Origin of the sequence: Frankia sp. R43, from assembly GCF_001306465.1 — a bacterium.
Classification (GTDB): domain Bacteria; phylum Actinomycetota; class Actinomycetes; order Frankiales; family Frankiaceae; genus Parafrankia; species Parafrankia irregularis.
This window is the reverse complement of the sequence record NZ_LFCW01000002.1, coordinates 165945-182805: the sequence shown is the minus strand read 5'-3', so window position 1 is coordinate 182805 and position 16861 is coordinate 165945. Positions and strand designations below refer to the sequence as shown.

Annotated in this window: 14 protein-coding genes; 6 read left to right on the top strand and 8 right to left on the bottom strand. The window is 70.0% G+C overall.

Going from position 1 to position 16861, the window contains the following annotated elements:
* Nucleotides 1-31: 31 nt before the first annotated feature.
* From ACG83_RS08380 to ACG83_RS08360, 5 genes are read right to left on the bottom strand one after another with little or no spacing between them, the layout of a single operon-like run.
* Nucleotides 32-355 carry a Rieske (2Fe-2S) protein gene (locus ACG83_RS08380; RefSeq protein WP_006539186.1) on the bottom strand — a complete coding sequence of 108 codons (324 nt, stop codon included), beginning with the start codon at nucleotides 353-355 and terminating at the stop codon, nucleotides 32-34.
* A 19-nt stretch (nucleotides 356-374) separates the two neighbouring features.
* Nucleotides 375-1175: an SDR family oxidoreductase gene (locus ACG83_RS08375; RefSeq protein WP_054565622.1), complete on the bottom strand. Its 801-nt coding sequence runs from the start codon at nucleotides 1173-1175 to the stop codon at nucleotides 375-377.
* A complete protein-coding gene (locus tag ACG83_RS08370; RefSeq protein ID WP_054566489.1) occupies nucleotides 1172-2449 on the bottom strand; it encodes an amidohydrolase family protein in 1278 nt (425 codons plus the stop codon). The genes ACG83_RS08375 and ACG83_RS08370 overlap by 4 nt, the downstream gene beginning before the upstream one ends.
* Nucleotides 2450-2504: 55 nt before the next feature.
* The gene (locus ACG83_RS08365; protein WP_054565621.1) at nucleotides 2505-5333 is read right to left on the bottom strand and encodes an ATP-binding cassette domain-containing protein; all 2829 of its coding nucleotides are present in this window, start codon (nucleotides 5331-5333) and stop codon (nucleotides 2505-2507) included.
* A gap of 43 nt (nucleotides 5334-5376) precedes the next feature.
* On the bottom strand, nucleotides 5377-6588 hold the full coding sequence (locus tag ACG83_RS08360; RefSeq protein WP_054565620.1) for an ABC transporter substrate-binding protein: 1212 nt from the start codon (nucleotides 6586-6588) through the stop codon (nucleotides 5377-5379).
* A gap of 638 nt (nucleotides 6589-7226) precedes the next feature.
* Here ACG83_RS08360 and ACG83_RS08355 point away from each other — a divergent pair.
* Together ACG83_RS08355 and ACG83_RS08350 are read left to right on the top strand one after the other, a co-directional pair.
* Nucleotides 7227-8447, top strand: a complete 1221-nt coding sequence (locus tag ACG83_RS08355; protein WP_054565619.1) for a CaiB/BaiF CoA-transferase family protein — start codon at nucleotides 7227-7229, stop codon at nucleotides 8445-8447.
* A gap of 95 nt (nucleotides 8448-8542) precedes the next feature.
* Nucleotides 8543-9610, top strand: coding sequence for a dihydrodipicolinate reductase (locus ACG83_RS08350; RefSeq protein WP_054565618.1), 1068 nt, complete (start codon nucleotides 8543-8545; stop codon nucleotides 9608-9610).
* 56 nt (nucleotides 9611-9666) lie between these two features.
* Here the strand turns inward: ACG83_RS08350 and ACG83_RS08345 are convergent, their stop codons facing one another.
* Entirely contained in the window at nucleotides 9667-10494 is an 828-nt protein-coding gene (locus ACG83_RS08345) for an SDR family oxidoreductase (protein WP_054565617.1), read from the bottom strand.
* A gap of 251 nt (nucleotides 10495-10745) precedes the next feature.
* On the opposite strand from ACG83_RS08345, the gene ACG83_RS08340 reads away from it, so the two are divergent.
* The 4 genes from ACG83_RS08340 to ACG83_RS08325 all read left to right on the top strand — a co-directional run bounded on the left by ACG83_RS08340 (nucleotide 10746) and on the right by ACG83_RS08325 (nucleotide 15508).
* Nucleotides 10746-11726: an enoyl-CoA hydratase gene (locus tag ACG83_RS08340; protein WP_054566488.1), complete on the top strand. Its 981-nt coding sequence runs from the start codon at nucleotides 10746-10748 to the stop codon at nucleotides 11724-11726.
* A 4-nt stretch (nucleotides 11727-11730) separates the two neighbouring features.
* Nucleotides 11731-12735, top strand: a complete 1005-nt coding sequence (locus ACG83_RS08335) for a sucrase ferredoxin (protein WP_054565616.1) — start codon at nucleotides 11731-11733, stop codon at nucleotides 12733-12735.
* A 45-nt stretch (nucleotides 12736-12780) separates the two neighbouring features.
* Nucleotides 12781-14247 (top strand): aldehyde dehydrogenase family protein, encoded by a 1467-nt coding sequence (locus ACG83_RS08330; protein ID WP_054565615.1) that lies wholly within the window; start codon nucleotides 12781-12783, stop codon nucleotides 14245-14247.
* 70 nt (nucleotides 14248-14317) lie between these two features.
* Nucleotides 14318-15508, top strand: a complete 1191-nt coding sequence (locus tag ACG83_RS08325) for a cytochrome P450 (RefSeq protein WP_054565614.1) — start codon at nucleotides 14318-14320, stop codon at nucleotides 15506-15508.
* Between the two features lie 84 nt (nucleotides 15509-15592).
* On the opposite strand, the gene ACG83_RS08320 is transcribed toward ACG83_RS08325, so the two are convergent.
* Nucleotides 15593-15982: a PPOX class F420-dependent oxidoreductase gene (locus ACG83_RS08320; RefSeq protein ID WP_054565613.1), complete on the bottom strand. Its 390-nt coding sequence runs from the start codon at nucleotides 15980-15982 to the stop codon at nucleotides 15593-15595.
* A 93-nt stretch (nucleotides 15983-16075) separates the two neighbouring features.
* Nucleotides 16076-16720, bottom strand: a complete 645-nt coding sequence (locus tag ACG83_RS08315) for a TetR/AcrR family transcriptional regulator (protein WP_054565612.1) — start codon at nucleotides 16718-16720, stop codon at nucleotides 16076-16078.
* Nucleotides 16721-16861 lie beyond the last annotated feature (141 nt).

The window sequence follows — 16861 nt, the reverse complement described above, 5'->3', positions numbered from 1 at the left end:
GCCAGCCACCCGGGACTGATCCAGATGCGGGTCAGATCTGGATCTGCACGACCTCGTCCTCGACCCGGGTCGGGAACACCATCAGATCCTGGTTGAACCCGTCCGAGGACGAGGGCCGGACACAGGCGCCGGTACGGACGTCGTACCGGCTGGCGTGCTGGGGACAGATGATGAAACACCCCTGGTCCAGGGGGCGCCCGCCCAGCACGCTGCCCTGGTGCGGGCAGAGGTTCTGAAAGGCGAAGTACTCGCCGTCGACGTTGGCGACAGCCACCGGGAATCCGTCGACGATGACGGTCGCGGTCTCGCCCGGACCGATCCAGTCAACCGGCACGGCGTCGTGGAAATCAGCCACGGCTTCTCCTGAATGACGGTCAGTAGCTGCGGGCGCGGATGACGTCGAGTTTCTGGCCGCGCGGCCGCGTGACGATGAAGACGTGGACGTCTGCCACGCTTTCGACGGTCTGGCCGCCGTGCTTGCCCATGACCCGGCGGATCGTGCCCTCCTCCTGCAGCCGCGGCCACACGAGGTCGCTGTGCGACCCGTGGTTCTCCCAGTCGGTCGACCCGCCGCCCTCGCCCAGGGCGACGCCCTGGATGAGGGTGGTCACCCGGATCTCCTCCTTCTCGAACTCCAGGTTCAGGGCCTGGCCGAGCGCCTCCAGCCCCGCCTTGGTGAGGCGGTACACGGATTCGAAGGGGAAGACCTCGATCGTCACCTCGGACGAGGTGTTGATGATGTCGCCGCCACCGGCCGCCCGCAGCAGCGGAATCGCCGCCCGGCAGGTGTAGACCGGGCCCAGCAGATTGGTGCGGACCTGGGCCATGATGTCGCCGTCGGAAAGCGCGTCGAACGGGCACGGGCGGTGCAGGCCCGCGTTGTTGATGAGGATGTCGAGCTTTCCGAACCGCTCCTCGATGGCACCGAAGGCGCTCCGCACGCTGTCCGGATCACCGACGTCGGTCGCCACGCCCACGGTGCCCGGCCCGAGTTCGTCCACGAGGGCCTTGAGGCGGTCGGGCCCCCGGGCCAGCAGCACCACCGAGGCGCCTTCGGCCGCGAAGCGTCTGGCCACGGCCAGGCCCGATCCGCTGGTCGCCCCGGTGACCGCGACCACCTTGCCCGCGAGCTGACTCCTTCCCGCGAGCTGACTCCTTCCCGCGAGCTGACTCATCGGGCCAGCACCCCGATTCCCGCGGCCTCGTTGCGCCGCCGCCATTCGTCCTTCGGCATGCGGGTGGTGTCGATGTTCGCGGCCCGGGCCCGGGCCCGCAGCGCGCCGACAGTGGCCTGCTCACGCGGAATCGTCGTGAACGGGTCGAATTCGAAGAAACGGCACGCGTTCTGCCAGGTGATCTTGTGTGTCTCCAGCTCGGTGACGCCGGCCTCGGTCAGCTCGCCCCACAGCAGCTCGGGCGATTCGGGCCAGGTGGTGTCCGTGTGCGGATAGTCGGATTCCCAGGCGATGATGTCGATGCCGATGTCATGCCGGGCCTTGAGCCCGGAGAGGTCGGTGATGAAGCACCCCAGCACGTGCTCGCGGAAGATCTCCGACGGCAGCCGCCCACCGAAGTCGTTGTGCAGCCACACCTGGTTCCTCACATGCCGGTCGACTCGTTCGAGGTAGAAGGGAATCCACCCGATCCCGGCCTCGGAGAAGGCGATCTTCAGGGTCGGGTACCTCTCGAGGACGTGGCCGAACAGGAGATCCTGCGCGACCAGCGTCATGATCTGCGTCGACAGGATGATCGAGTGGTCCGGCGGGGCCTCCGGCGGCAGCTTCAGCAGGCCCATCCCGCCGCCGATGTGCAGGCAGAGCACGGTGCCGGCGTCGACGACGGCCCGCAGCATCGGATCCCAGTAGCCGGACAGCAGGCTCGGGTAGCCCTGCGCGTGCGGCGCCTCCAGGAAACTGACGGCCCGGCAGCCCTTCGCGGCGAGCCGGCGCACCTCCGCCGCGGCGAGCTCCGCGTCCCACATCGGGAGCATTCCGATCGGGATGAAACGGCCGGGGGCGCCCGCGCACCACTCGTCGATGTGCCAGTCGTTGTAGGCCTGCAGCATGATCATGGAGAGTTTCTTGTCCGGTGCCTCGGCGAACGTCCGGGCGTTGTAACCGGCCATGCTGGGGAAGCACATCGAGGCGAGGACGCCGTTGGCGTTCATGTCGTCGACGCGCGCGCCCAGGTCGAAACATCCGGGTCGCAGCTCGGTGTAGGTCCCGGGGTCACGGCCCCATTCCTCGGCCGGCCAGCCCACCGTGGCGGCCATCCCGAAGGGCGTGGACGTCGCCACGCCCTGGAACACCCACTGGTCGATTCCCGCGTCGTTGCGGATGACCTTCGGCGCCAGATCCCGGTACCTGGCGGGCACGTGCCGCTCGTACATGTCCGGCGGCTCGATCGAATGATCGTCGATGCTGACGAGGATCATGTCTTCTTTTTCCATGCTCACACCGGCCCTTCGGTTTCCCTGATCCGATTCACTGGCTGTCGGGCTCCGTTCACCCGGAGAGCTCCCGGCCGACCGCGGCGACGTCCTGGCCGGCGGCCGGCTCCGCCGCACCTGCCGGCCGGGCCGGGTGGACCGCTTCAGGCGGTTCCGCGGAACCGCTGTGCTCCGCGGACCCCTCGATCTCCGGCTCTTCCGTGCCGAGGTAGGCGGCGATCACCCGGGGATCCGAGCGGATCTCGGCCGGGGTCCCGGTCGCGATGACCTTGCCGAAGTCCATGACCACCAGCCGGTCGCAGACCCGGTTGAGCATTGGCACATCGTGTTCGACCAGGACGATGCCGATGCCCCATTCGTCCGCCAGTCGGCGCAGCAGGTCGGAGAGCTCGTGGGTCTCCGACTCGTTCAGGCCGGCGGCCGGTTCGTCCAGCAGCAGGACCGAGGGCTCGGCCGCGATCGCCCGGGCGATGGCCACCTGGCGCCGGCGCCCGTAGGAGAGCTCGGACGGCAGGCGGTCGAGATCGTCGGCGAGCGCGAACATCTCGACCGCGGAGCGCGCCGCCGGTGTGAGCTGGGTGCGCCTGGGGCGCACCAGATCGGTGACGTAGGCGATCGAGTCACGCGGGTCGGCGGCGGTGCGCAGATTCTCCAGCACGCTGAGCTGGTCGAACAGTTCCAGCGACTGGAAGGTGCGACCGATGCCGAGCAGGGCCCGCCGGCGCGGGTTGTGGGCGTCGATCCGACTGTCGTCAAGCTGGATGGTGCCGCTCCACAGCCGGGTGAAGCCGGTGACGGCGTCGATGAAGGTGGTCTTGCCGGCCCCGTTGGGACCCATGAGGCCGACGATCTCGCCGGGCCGGACCTCCATCGAGACACCGCCGAGAGCGTGGACGCCGCCGAAGCGGACGGCGAGGTCCTGCACCCGCAGCACCTTCGGTGTCACCCGGTGCGCGACCGCGGGCGGGACGGCTCCGCCGCTGGAACGGCTGGCGCCGCCGCTGGAATGGCTGGCTCCGCCGCGGAGGCGGGCGGTGAGTGCCGCCGGGGGCCGCCAGCCCGCGATGCGGGCCGCGAAACCGTTGGGAAAGCTGATCAGAGTGGGCGCGAGGAGCGCGGCCAGCGCGAGCGTCACGTACTGGTTGATGTCACCGTTCGGGAAGATCTCGCCGAAGATCTTGGACGTGAGCCCGCCCGACGTGCTGGCACCGGCGATGACGCCGCCGAGCAGGAAGCCGACGCCGCCGATGACCGTGTTGATGACGACGGCGATCGAGTTGAACACGTTGAACTGGTTGAAGTCGACGTAGCTCGACTGGAAGGCCAGCAGGACGCCGCCGAGCCCGGCGATGGCCGCCGAGAGCGCGAACGAGACGAGCTTGGCGCCGTACACGCTGATGCCCAGCGAGGCGGCCGCGCGTTCGTTGCCGCGCACGGCCACCAGCCGCCGGCCCGACCGCCCGCGTCTGATGTTGCCGGCTGCCACGGCGGCCAGCAGCAGCGCGGCCAGGCAGACGACGGCGTACCGCTTCGGGTGGCTGACGGGGTCGACGTCCCAGCCGAACAGCGAGGCGGGTTCGACGACGGTTCCTTCCAGACCGCCGGTCAGCGGGACGCTCTGGAAGAGGACGGCCTGCAGGGAGTAGGCGAGGCCGAAGGTGGCGATGGCCAGGTGGATGCCCCTGGTCCGCAGCGCGGGCAGGCCGACCACGACGCCCAGGGGGACCGCCGCGACCACGCCGATGACCAGCACCAGCAGGAACGGTAGCCCGTGTTCGGCGGCGAGGCGCGAGGCCACGTAGCCGCCCCAGCCGGCGAACGCGAACTGCGCCAGCGAGAGCTGCCCGCCGTAGCCGGTGACCACGACCAGCGAGACGCAGACGATCGCGCCGATGATGGTCGTGGTGAACGCGTCCGTCCAGCTGTCCGGCGTCGACAGGATGACCACGGTCGCCACCGCGACCACGGCCGCGACCCGGCCGGGCCGCAGCACACCGGTCCCGATCTCGGGGAGCACCTCGTTGACGTGGCTGCGCAGCGGCAGGCCGCGACCCCGCACGACCAGCACCAGTACGACGACCAGGAACGGGACGGCCTCGCCCCAGCCCGCGGCGCTCACGTAGTTGGTGATCTCGGACTGGGTGATGCCGATGACCATCGAGGCCGCGAACGCGATGGGGAAGGACGCGAACGCCGCGACCACACAGGTGGCCAGGGCCGGGATGATCAACAGGATGAGCGTGTTGATGTCGAGCCCGGTGATCGGGACGATGAGGATGCCGGCCGCCCCGGCGAGCATGGCACCGAGCGTCCAGTTGATGACGGCGACCACGTCCGGGGAGTGGCCGGTGAGCTGTGCCGCGCGCTCGTTCTCCGCCACCGCGGCGGTGACGGCGCCGAACCTGCTGTACCGGTAGACCAGCCACAGGACCGCCGAGATCACCACCGCGATGGCGAGCAGGACCAGCCGGTCCGCGCCCACCGCCGGCCCGCCGAACGGGCGGACGCTGTCGGTGGGAAGGAACGACCCCACGATGTGCACCTCGGTGCCGAAGACGATGCGGCCCGCCTGCTGCAGCACCACCATCACACCGAGGGTCGCGATCACCCTGGTCAGCGGTGGTGCGTCGCGCAGTGGGCGCATCACCGCCAGGTGCATGAGGGCGCCGACGGCCCCCGAGATCGCCAGCGCCAGCGCGACGGCGGGCGCGGTTGGGACGCCGGCCTCCATGTGCAGTTGGTAGAAGGCCAGGGCGCCCACCGCGGCGAACGCGCCCTGCGCGAAGTTCACGACGCCGGAGCCTCGATAGACGAGGAGAAGGCCCTGGCCGGCGAGGGCGTAGATGGCTCCCAGGCCGAGGCCGAGCAAGGCGAAGCGAATCATCGTTGCGCTACCCCTCGGTTCCCGCCGCCCGCGCTGGTCGCGGTCACGGCTTGGTGAAGATGGGGACGTAGCCCTCGGATGTCTGCTGGAGCCTGCCGTCCTTGACGACGCCTTCGACGATCTGCTGGTTGAACAGGCGGGGCATCCCGGGCAGGGTGTCGAAGGGCTTTGTGGTGGAGAAGCCGTCCGGCAGCAGGCCGAAGACGTTGAAGTCGTTGAGGTTGCTGAACGCCTTCAGCGTGGACTCGCGGGTGACGGGTCCGTCGATCGTGCGGGCCACCTGTGCGAACGCCCAGGTGTCGAGCCAGCCGTAGAGGCTGACCTGGTCGATGATCTTGCCGGGCTGGTACTTGGCCATCTCGTCGCGGAACCGGACGATGCCCGGCTCGTCGCTGGTCACGATGGGCAGCCCGGCGGAGACGAGGACACCGTCGGCCTTGTCGCCGAGCGCGGACAGCGCGCTGGGCACGAGCGAGGACGCACTGGCGGAGATCTTCTGGTCGAAGTCGCCCCCGCGGGCCACGGTGAGCCAGGCGGCGAGGTGGGTGGGCATCGCGGCGAGGGCCACCCCGTCGCCGTCGGCGCCGCGGGTCACGGCCGGAGTGAGGTCGGTGGCGGTCAGGTCGATCGGGATGCTGCCTGTGATCTTCATGTCGCGGCCGCGTTCCAGGGAGACCTCGTTGAACTGCACCGCGGAGGCGGCCTGCGCGATGTTGGTGTAGGCGACCTGGATCTTCCTGGCTCCGGCGTCGGCCAGGACGGTGCCCAGCGCCGCGCCCTCGGAACCGGCGAGTGGGAAGGAGTTCGTGGAGTTCAGCACCGACTGGCTCTGCGGCGGCGGGCCGATGTTGGGAACACCGGCGGCGGCCAGGATCGTGTTGACCTGCTCCTGGTAGGCCTCGTAGTCGCCCACCTCGGCGATGATCGTCTTGTCCGCGACCAGGTCGCGGGCACACTCGACGGCCTTCGCCGGCCCGTCGGTGCCGCCGGCGTCGCAGACCTTGACGGTGAGCGGCCGGCCGTTGATGCCGCCGGAGGCGTTCACCGCGGAGGCCGCGGCCAGCGCTCCGTGGTAGACCTCGACGGGTGGGCTGACGCTCGACAGCGGCGTGATCACTTCGACGACGATCGGGTCACCGGCCAGGCCGGCGGTGTCGGCGGCGGCCTCGTCGTCGGAGCCGCCACCGCAGGCGGCGAGTGCGGCCGATAACAGACCGGCCGCGGCGATCACCGCGAGTGCCCTGCGATTCTTCATGATCGGACTTCCCTTCCCGGTGTTCTCCCGGTGAAAAGGAACGGGAGACTCTTGTGACGGCAGCACGGAACCGGCGTTTCGGCCGGTTTCCTTTGTTTCCGGCTGGCCTGGCCCGGGACACGCCAGGCGCAGGCTCATCGGTGTTTTCTGGGCAGCGCTCATCGGCCACGGCAGGTTTTCCCGCCGCGCACTGACCCGCCGCAGACTGGCCCGCCCCACGCTGAGGGCCGTGCCGGCCCGTCGGGTGCGGTTTGTCCGTTTCCGTCTCTGGAGGAATCTCAGTTTTGAACTGAGTCAAATTTTGCGAGATCTACTTTTTAACAGGTGGGCGCGGGTCGCACAACCCTCTGTCCAGGTCCGATGTGCTGGGAGGGCTGGTGGCGTCTGCCCCGCCTCCGAGGCGCGACCCGGCTCGGTCCGGGTGCCGTGGTCGCACGGGTCGGCTCGTGGGCCTCCCTGTTGTCGGCAGGGGCCCGGTGCAGCTCGGGGGTCCGGTGCCGGGCTGGCGCCGCGCCCGTCCCCGGGGTGCGGACGGCCCTTGCATACTTTGACTCAGTCTAACTATGGTGTCGAGGGAGTGGCCGGGGTGGCCGGCGTCCGGCGGGCTTTCAGGCCGTTAGGGAAGGGAGTGCGAGCCAGTGCATCAGCCGATGGCGGGCGTCAAGATGGTTGAGGTCGCCCAGTTCACGTTCACCCCTGCGGCAGGCGGAATTCTTGCCGAGTGGGGTGCCGATGTGATCAAGGTCGAGCATGCCGTGGCGGGTGACGCCCAGCGGGGAATGGTGAACCACCCGAAGGACGGCACATTCCAGCCGATCATGGATCATCCCAACCGCGGGAAGCGCAGCATCGGCCTCGATCTCGCCACCCCTGCGGGCTACGACGTCCTGCTCGAACTGTGCCGTGACGCGGACATCTTTCTCACCAACTTCCTCCCGGCCGCGCGCCGCCGGCTGCGGCTGGACGTCGACGACATCCGAAAGGCGAACCCGGACATCATCTTCGTCCGTGGGTCCGCGCACGGGCAGCGTGGGCCGTGGGCGGAGAAGGGTGGTTACGACGGCTCCGCCTTCTGGTGCCGGATGGGCAGCGCCTGGGGGGTGACCCCGCCGGAGAGCCCGCGGGTCGTCAGCATGCCCGCCGGCGCCTACGGCGACTCGATGGGCGCCATGACCATCGCCGGCGGCATCGCCGCCGCGCTCTACGGCCGCGCGACCACCGGCCAGCCCTCGGTCGTCGACGTCTCCCTCATGAGCGTCGGAGCCTGGGCCTTCGGGCTCGACCTGGGCAACGCGGCGCTCACCGGCGCCGCGAAGGAGCCCGTGCCGCTCAACCAGACCATGATGAACGTGGCGCTGAACCCGACGGTGGGCCATTTCCGGACGTCCGACGGGCGGTGGATCAACTTCACGATGCCGCAGGCCTTCCGCTACTTCCCGGATGTCTGCCGCCACCTCGGTCTCGAGCATCTCGTCACGGACGAGCGCTTCGACACCGCGCAGAAGCTCATGGCCAACTCCGCCGAGGCCGGCCGGTACATCGCCGACGCGATCGCCGAGAAGCCGTACGCGCACTGGATCGACCACCTGCAGACGATGGAGGGCCCGTGGGCCCCGGTCCAGGGCCCGCTCGACATCCTCGACGACCCGCAGATGCAGGCCAACGGCTACCTGAGCACGTTTCCCGACAGCGAGGGCAAGGAACGTTCGCTGGTCGCCAACCCCGTCCAGTTCGACAACCTGCCGCCGGACACCCGGCGCGCCCCCCAGTTCGCCGAGCACACCGACGACCTGCTCCGGGAGCTCGGGCACACCGACGAGCAGATCATCCAGATGAAGATCGACGGTGCCGTCACCTGACCGGTGAGCCCCGCGCACCCCCTCGGACCACCCCAGCCCCCCGGACCACCCCAGCCCCCCGGACCACCCCAGCCCCTCGGACAGCGGAGGACACCGTGACGTACCGCGTCATCCAATGGACAACCGGCACCGTCGCCAGGGAGGCGGTGGCGGGCATCCTCGGCCACGCCGATCTGGAGCTGGTGGGCGCCTGGGCCCACTCCGCGCACAAGGACGGCAGGGATGTCGGCGAACTGTGCGGATTAGGCCCGCTGGGCGTGGCCGCGACCCGCGACAAGGAAGCGCTGCTGGCCACGCCCGCCGACTGCGTCTGCTTCACCGTCGGACGGAACTGGGTGGAGGACCCGAGCGAGACGTTCGGGGACCTGCTGCGGATCCTGCGGTCCGGCAAGAACGTCGTGAACCTGTGGTGGCCGACCCTGGTGTACCCGAAGGCGCAGGACGACGACCTCTACAAGGAGCTGGAGCAGGCCTGCCTCGACGGTGGGTCGTCGATCGTCACGGTCGGGATGGACCCCGGCTACGGCACCGCGGGCCTCGCGCTGTCCGCGCTGGCGCTCGCCCGTGAGGTCAGCAGCGTGCACATGTACCAGTTCATGAACAACGCCTACTGGGAGGGGGAGGGCATCACGAAGTTCTTCGGCTTCGGCCAGCGGGATGCGGCCCGCTCGCCCATCCTCGCGCCCGGCGTGACGACCAGGTACCACGCGACGACGCTGCACCTGCTGGCCGACGCCATCGGCGTGACGATCGAGGAGATCGTCGAGGACCACACGCTCAGCTACGCGGACGAGGCATTCGACGTGGCGTCGGGCCACATTCCGGCCGGGACGATCGCCGGGGTCAGGTACCGCGTCAAGGGCCTGGTCGGCGGCGTGGCCAAGGTCGTCGTCGAGCATGTCGAGAAACTGCGGGAGAACGACTTCGCGGAGCTGGGATTCTCCGGCGACGGCTACCGGGCGGTCGTCGAGGGCCTGCCCGGCATCACCCTGGACCTGAAGATCTCCTCGCCGGCCGGTTACTCGGGCGACCCGGTGGCCGTGGCGTCGGCGATGAGCGTCGTCAACGCCGTTCCGCGGGTCTGCGCGGCCGAGCCGGGGGTGCTGTCGCTGCTGGACCTCCCTCCGTTCCCGTCGAGAAATCCGGCCGCCCCGCGGTTCTAGAAAAGAAAGCGGCGGCCCACCGGAAACCGGTGGGCCGCCGCTTTTGTCGGCCGGGGTCAGACCGACCGCTGGGTCATCAGGAACTCGATGACCGGGCGGCCGGTCTCCCACGAGCCGCCGATCGAGGACATCACGTGACCGGAGTCGACGAGGAGGCTGACGCCGCTCACACCGGCGGCCGCGGAACTGTTCAGAAACGCCATCACGTCGGCGATCTCGTCCGCCCGCAACGGCGCTGTGCCGGTCGCCTTGCGGTACTGCTCGTCGAAACCGAGCCAGGTGTTGGCACGGGCGAGCGGGGTGTCCGTCGGCCCCGGGCAGACCGCGTTGATCCGAATTCCCTTCGCCAGCAGCGGATAGGACTCGCGGGCGACGTAGGCGTTGATCGCCTGCTTGCTGAACATGTAGGTGCAGGTGCCGTCATGACCGTCAACCCAGGCATCGGCGGACGCGTAGTCGGGCGTCGTGAGGAAATCGACCAGCAGTGGCAGGTGATTCTGCCAGCCGAGCCCGGCCACCGACGAGATCATGCAGATCGCCGAGCCGGGGACCAGTGTTCCGTCCTGGACCAGCCGCTCGGCGAGATGGCGGTGGGCGATGAAGTTGACCCGCATGACGGCCGGCCCGCCGGCGATGCCGGCCGCGGAGAACACCGCGTGCAGCGGCCCGCTGACCTGGTCGATCGCGGTGTCCAGCGCGTCGGGGTCGGTGAGGTCGACGGTGATCTGCCGGGCGACCGGATAGTCGACCGGGGCGCGGTCCATGACCACGACCTCCGCGCCGAGCGCGCTGACCGCCTGGGCCGCCGCCGCGCCCATACCGGTGGCCCCCCCGACCACAAGAACCCGCTTTCCGTCGTAGCGAAATGCTGCTGTCTCGGTCATGCTCCGCGCCCTCCGATTCTTCCTGCCCAGGTCTGCTCCGGGGCGGATCGGCATCTCGACCCCCCGTGGGGAAATGGGGCCATGCCGGTCCTGCCCGCGACCGGGTTGACAGTACATGTACTTGAACCTAGTGTAAATATGGACGGTAAGGCGGCAGGTGGGGGACCTGTCTCCTCCGGTGTTGGGAGACTGGTACGAGCGGACCGCGCCGCCCGGAGGGAAGGGCATCCATGAGCGAGCCGCAATACTCGATGACCGATTCGAACTGTGCTGTTACTGATGCGCGTCGAGCACCCGTCGATTCGCGCTACCAATACCTCACCTACGAGGAGCTTGACGACGGGGTGATTGTGCGGATCATGCTCAACCGCCCCGGGACCCGTAACGCCCAGAATCGCGGCCTGCTGGTGGAGCTGGGCGACGCGTTCCTGCGCGCCGAGGCCGACGACACCGTCCGTGTCGTCATTCTCGGAGGCCACGGCCCGATGTTCTCGACGGGCCACGACATGGGCTCGCGCCAGGGTCGCGAGGACATGCACCCGGGGCCGAACCAGCATCCCTCGGCAAAGGTGAACGGCGGAACCCGCCACGGCGCCGAGAAGCTGATGCTGCAGGAGTGGCACCACTTCTTCGAAAGCACCCGCCGCTGGCGGAACCTTCGGAAGATCACCATCGCCGCCGTGCACGGCGAGGTCTACGCGGCGGGCCTCATGCTGATGTGGGCGTGCGACCTCATCGTGGCGGCCGAGGGCACCACCTTCGCCGACATGGTGGGCACCAGGCTCGGCATGTGCGGCATGGAGTACTTCGCGCACCCCTGGGAGTTCGGCCCGCGCCGGGCCAAGGAGCTACTCCTCACCGGCGACTCGATCGACGCGGAGGAGGCCTGGCGCCTCGGGATGGTCTCCAAGGTCTTCCCGGGTGCCGAGCTGCATGACTCGGCACTGCGGTTCGCCCGGCGGATCGCCTCGATCCCCACCATGGCGGCCCTGCTCATCAAGGAGTCGGTGAACCAGAGCGTGGACAACATGGGCTTCTACAACGCGCTGAACGCCTGCTTCACCCTCCACGAGCTCAACCACTCCCACTGGGCCTGGGTGCACGAGGGCGGAATGCCGGTGGGCCAGCCGGGTGACCAGGGCGTCGCCGACTGGCGGACCAGTCCGCCGGTCCCGCCCTCGCGCCGAGACCTCGTCCAGGCCCCGGCGCCGAACGCCCATCCGGCCGGTTGACGGCATGGACGTGACGGCAGGGGTCCGCCCACCCGACGTCGACCCCGACGCGAAGATCAGATGCTCCGACTGGGCGCGGGCGGCGGCCATGTCGCCGGCGGGCACGGCCGGAACGTACCCGGGCTTCCTGCTCGTCGAGATCCCGCTGCCATGGCCACGGGACGTCGGTGAAAGCGCCCAGGCCGCCGCCCTGGAGCCACTCGTCGGTCCGCCCGGCTACCGGCTGCAGGCCGTCGTCCCCGCCCAGCAGCGCCCTGCCGGGGAGGAACGGCGGGTGATTCTGCATGCCCGCAGGCCCGGTGAGGCCGGGTTCGCCGGATACCGCAGGTTCGAGAGCGCGGTCGGCTGCTCGTTGTACGACACCGTCGGCGAGCTGGTCGCGGCGGCGGCCGACCCGGGCCCGTCGGCGCTGGAGATCCCCGCTGTCGACGTCCTGGTGTGCGGGCACGGCCGCCGCGACGCCTGCTGCGGCCGGCTCGGCGCGGGCCTGGCCGTGAAACTGGAGGCGGCCGGGGTGCGGCCGGGGGTGAACCTGTGGCGGGCCAGTCATCTCGGTGGGCATCGGTTCGCGCCGGTGTGCCTGGTGCTCCCGGAGGGAACCGGCTGGGCCTTCGCCGATCTCGATCTCGTCGACTCCGTGCTGAGCCGCTCCGGTGACCCGGAGCGGCTCGCCGGCCACTACCGGGGCTGCTCGGGCCTCGCGGACCCGCAGGTGCAGGCACTCGAGCTGGAGGTCCTGCGGCGGGAGGGCTGGGGTGTGCTGGACCGCCCCCGCAGCGGGTCGGTGCACGGCACCCGGGCCGAGCTGACCTGGGCCGAGGGCGGGAACGCCGTCACCTGGTCGGCGGACGTCCGCCCCGGCCGCACCGTCGCGATGCCCGACTGCCTGAGCCCGCCGTCGGCCGCGGCGAAGCGCCAGACCGAATGGGCGGTCTCCGACGTCGTCCGCCACGAGCACACGTCGTCCGCCACGAGCACACCTCGCTCGCCCGACACGCCGCTCGCCTGACACGCCGCTCGCCTGAAACACGTCTCACCTGACAGGAGCAAGGACATGACCTACGCGGGCCTGGACATCGCGAAACTGCTCATCGACGGCCAGCTCGTCGACGCGGACGGCGGGGCCACGTACGACAACATCAACCCGGCTACCGAGGCCGCCATCGGCGTCGCCGCGGACGCCTCCGCCGGCGATGTGGACGCGGCGATCGCGGCCGCCCGCAGGGCCTTCGACGAGACCACATGGAGCACCGACGTCGCGTTGCGGGTCCGCTGCCTGCGCCAGCTGCAGGACGCGCTGTCCAAGCACGCCGAGCCGTTCAAGGCGATGTCGACGGCCGAGGTCGGCCTGCCGAGCAGGATCTCCGGCTCCACCTTCGACCGGCCGGTCGAAGGCATCGGCTGGGTCGCCGACCTGCTGGAGAACTACGAGTTCACGCAGGCGCACGGCATCGGCCAGATCGAGCAGTTCCGCTCCCGCCGCTGGACGGAGCGCGAGCCCTACGGGGTGGTCGGCGCGATCACCCCGTGGAACCAGCCGACCCAGGTGAACCTCGCGAAGGTCGCCCCCGCGCTCGCGGCCGGGAACACCGTCGTCCTGAAGGCCGCGCCGACGACCCCGTGGTGTGCCAGCGCGCTGGGAAAGATCGTCGCGGAGCACACCGACATCCCGCCCGGCGTTCTCAACATCATCACCAGCTCGGTCAACGACCGGGGTGAGGAGCTCATCACCGACCCGCGCGTCGACCTGATCAGCTTCACCGGTTCCACCGCGGTCGGGCGGCGGATCATGAAGCTGGGCTCGGAGACGGTGAAGAAGTGCTTCCTGGAGCTCGGCGGGAAGTCGGCGAACATCGTCTTCGCCGACGCCGACCTCGCGACCGCGATCGGGATGTCGACCTTCATGGTCTGCGTCCACGCCGGCCAGGGGTGCGCCACGCTGACCCGGCTGCTGCTGCCGCGCTCCCGGTTCGAGGAGGGCGTCCAGCTCGCCGCCCAGATGCTGTCGATGGTGCCCTACGGTGATCCGCTCGACCCCGCGAACGTGATGGGCCCGCTGAACAGCGAGCGCCACCGCGACCGCGTCGAGGGCATCGTCGAGCGGGCGAAGGCGGCCGGTGGCACGCCTGTCCTCGGCGGGCGGCGCCCGTCGCGGTTCGACCGTGGCTACTACTTCGAGCCGACCCTGTTCGCCGACATGCCCGAGGACGCCGAGATCGTCCGCAACGAGATCTTCGGGCCGGTGCTCGTCGCGCTGCCGTTCGACGACGAGGACGACGCCGTGCGGATCGCGAACGACAGCATCTTCGGCCTCTCCGGCGCGGTCTTCTCCGGCGACCACGAGCGTTCCAAGGCGGTCGCCCGCCGGATCCGCGCCGGCACGATGATCGTGGACGGCGGCATCTACTACGGGCCGGACGTCCCCTTCGGCGGGTACAAGCAGAGCGGCATCGGCCGTGAGATGGGCCAGCTGGGCTTCGAGGAGTACCTCCAGATCAAGACCCTGTGCGAGCCCGTGTGACCCCCCGGGGCCGGTACCGCACACCCGCACACCCGCGCAGACGCACGTCGACGGAAGCCAGGAGCACAGCGTGAGCACCGCGACCGAGATCTACTACGACCCGTACGACTTCGACATCGACCAGGACCCCTACCCGGTGTGGAAGCGCATGCGGGCGGAACAGCCGCTCTACTACAACGAGCGGTACGACTTCTACGCGCTCTCCCGGTACGCCGACGTCGAGGCCGCCTCGGTCGACTGGCAGAGCTACACGTCCGCCAAGGGCATCCTGATGGAGATGGTGAAGGCCGGCTTACCGACACCGCCGGGGCTTTTCATCGCCGAGGACCCGCCCGAGCACGACATGCACCGGCTGATCCTGAGCCGGGCCGTCACCCCGCGGCGGGTGCAGGTCCTGGAGGAGCGGATCCGGGAGCTGTGCGCGGAGTACCTCGACCCGCTCGTCGGCAGCGGTGGCTTCGACCTGGTGCAGGATTTCGCCGGCCACCTGCCGATGCGGGTCATCGGCGCCCTCGTCGGCATTCCCGACGAGTACCTGCTGAGCCTGCGCGACAAGGTGGAGGAGTCGGCCCGGCTCACCGAGGAGAAGCCGCAGGAGGAGCAGCGGCTGCCCAGCATCGGGGCACCGTACGCGCCGTTCCTGGAGTTCCGTCGAGCCAACCCGGCGGACGACTTCCTCACCACCCTCATCCAGGCCCGCTTCACCGACGTCTTCACCGGCGAGGAACGCGGGCTGAGCGACGCCGAGATCCTCAACTACGTCGGCATGCTCTACGCGGCCGGGGTCGAGACGACCGCCCGGCTGATCGGCTGGCTCGGGAAGGTCCTCGCCGAGCACCCCGACCAGCGGGCCCAGGTCGTGGCCGACAGGTCGCTCGTCCCGAACGCGGTCGAGGAGACGCTGCGGTACGAGGTGCCGTCACCGATCCAGATCAGGGTGGCGGCGAAACCGGTCGAGCTGTACGGGCAGCACGTCGAGGAAGGGAAGATCGTCACCCTGCTGACCGGTTCGGCGAACCGGGACGAGCGGGCCTTCCCCGACGCGGGCACGTTCGACATCCACCGGAAGATCGACGCGCACCTGACCTTCGGTAAGGGCGTGCACTACTGCTTCGGTGCCGCCCTGGCCCGGATCGAGGGCCGGATCGCACTGGAGGAGATCCTGAACCGCTTCCCGCGCTGGGATGTCGACCTGTCCGGCGCGGAGCTGATCCACACCGCGACCATCCGCGGCTACCACAGGCTGCCCGTCGTGCTCTGACACCCGGCCGGCGGTGCCGCGCCGGTTCCGCGGAGCCGGGCGCGGTTCCGCGGAACCGCGTCGCGTCGCGCCCGGCGCCATCCGCTATCCGAGCTCGACGACGCGGGTGGGGTGCAGCGTGACCACCACTCGCCCGTCGACCGGCGCCTGGAAGTGCTCCAGGTCGCTGCCGTAGACGGCCAGCAGGCGCTGGAGGAACACCAGATCGGTGTCCTCGGTGATCTCGACGGTGCCGCGGACCTCCAGCGTGCGGTACGGGTTGGCCGGGTCGATCACGAAGATGGTCGCCTGCGGCCGGGCGACGAGGTTCCGGTACTTCTGCCGGCTCGGGTGCAGCGAGGTGCGGACATGATCACCGTCCAGCATCGCCCAGATCGCGGTGACCTGCGGCAGCCCGTCGGCTCCGACCGTTGCGAGGCTGATCGTGTGGCCGGACTCCAGCAGGTCGCGGTGGCTCGGGGAAATGGTCGGCACCGGTTCTCCTTCTCGTGGTGCGGCGGCATGCGGGTTCCTGGTGCGTCGGCAGGTGGGGGATGCCGACGGTGAACGACCGTATCCGCAGGCCGATCAGTCCCCGCCGTGGCCGTCGGGTGGGCTGCCGGCCGCTGCCCGGGCCAGCGTGCGCACCGCCTCGGCGGCCTCGTCCGCCACCCGGGCGGAACCGGTGTCGAAGCCGCGCATGAACCCGCTGCGCGGGAGGTAGGCGTAGCCGTGCGCGGTGGCGACCAGCGCCCGCAGCAGATGGCCCGCGTCGTCGGGATCGCCGGTGACGGCCAGCGCGGGGAACAGCAGGCGGTCATGCAGCTCGCGAGTGGCGTCGCGGCGCGGCGGGTCGGGAAAGTCCTGGAGTTCGTCCGCGAAGATGAGCTCGAAGCCGGCGCCGTGGGTGAGGGTGTACCGGACGTAGACCCGGGTGAGCTCGGCGAGTACCTCGACGGCGGGTGTGATCCCGCCGGTCGCTGGTTGTCCGACTCGTTCGACGGCGTCACGCATCAGCTCGGAGAGCTGGCGGGCCGCGAAGGTCGCGGCGGCGGACAGCAGCTCGGCCCGGCCGGCGAAGTGCCGGTAGGGAGCGGCGCCGCTGACGCCTGCCCGGCGGGCCGCGGCGGCGACCGAGAGGCCGGCGACCCCGTTCGCGCTGACAAGCTCGAGCGCGGCCTGGACGAGCGCTGCCCGCAGGTCGCCGTGGTGGTAGGTCGCCCGCCTTGCCACGCCCGATGCCCCCGCTCTCGTTCGTATCTGTCGCTCATCTGCCGATCATCTGCCGCGAAAGGCCTGGTCAGGATGTGTTCCATCCCGCTTTGACCTCAATGTTAGAGGTCTCTTACATTGAGGTCGACCCGCCCACCCGGT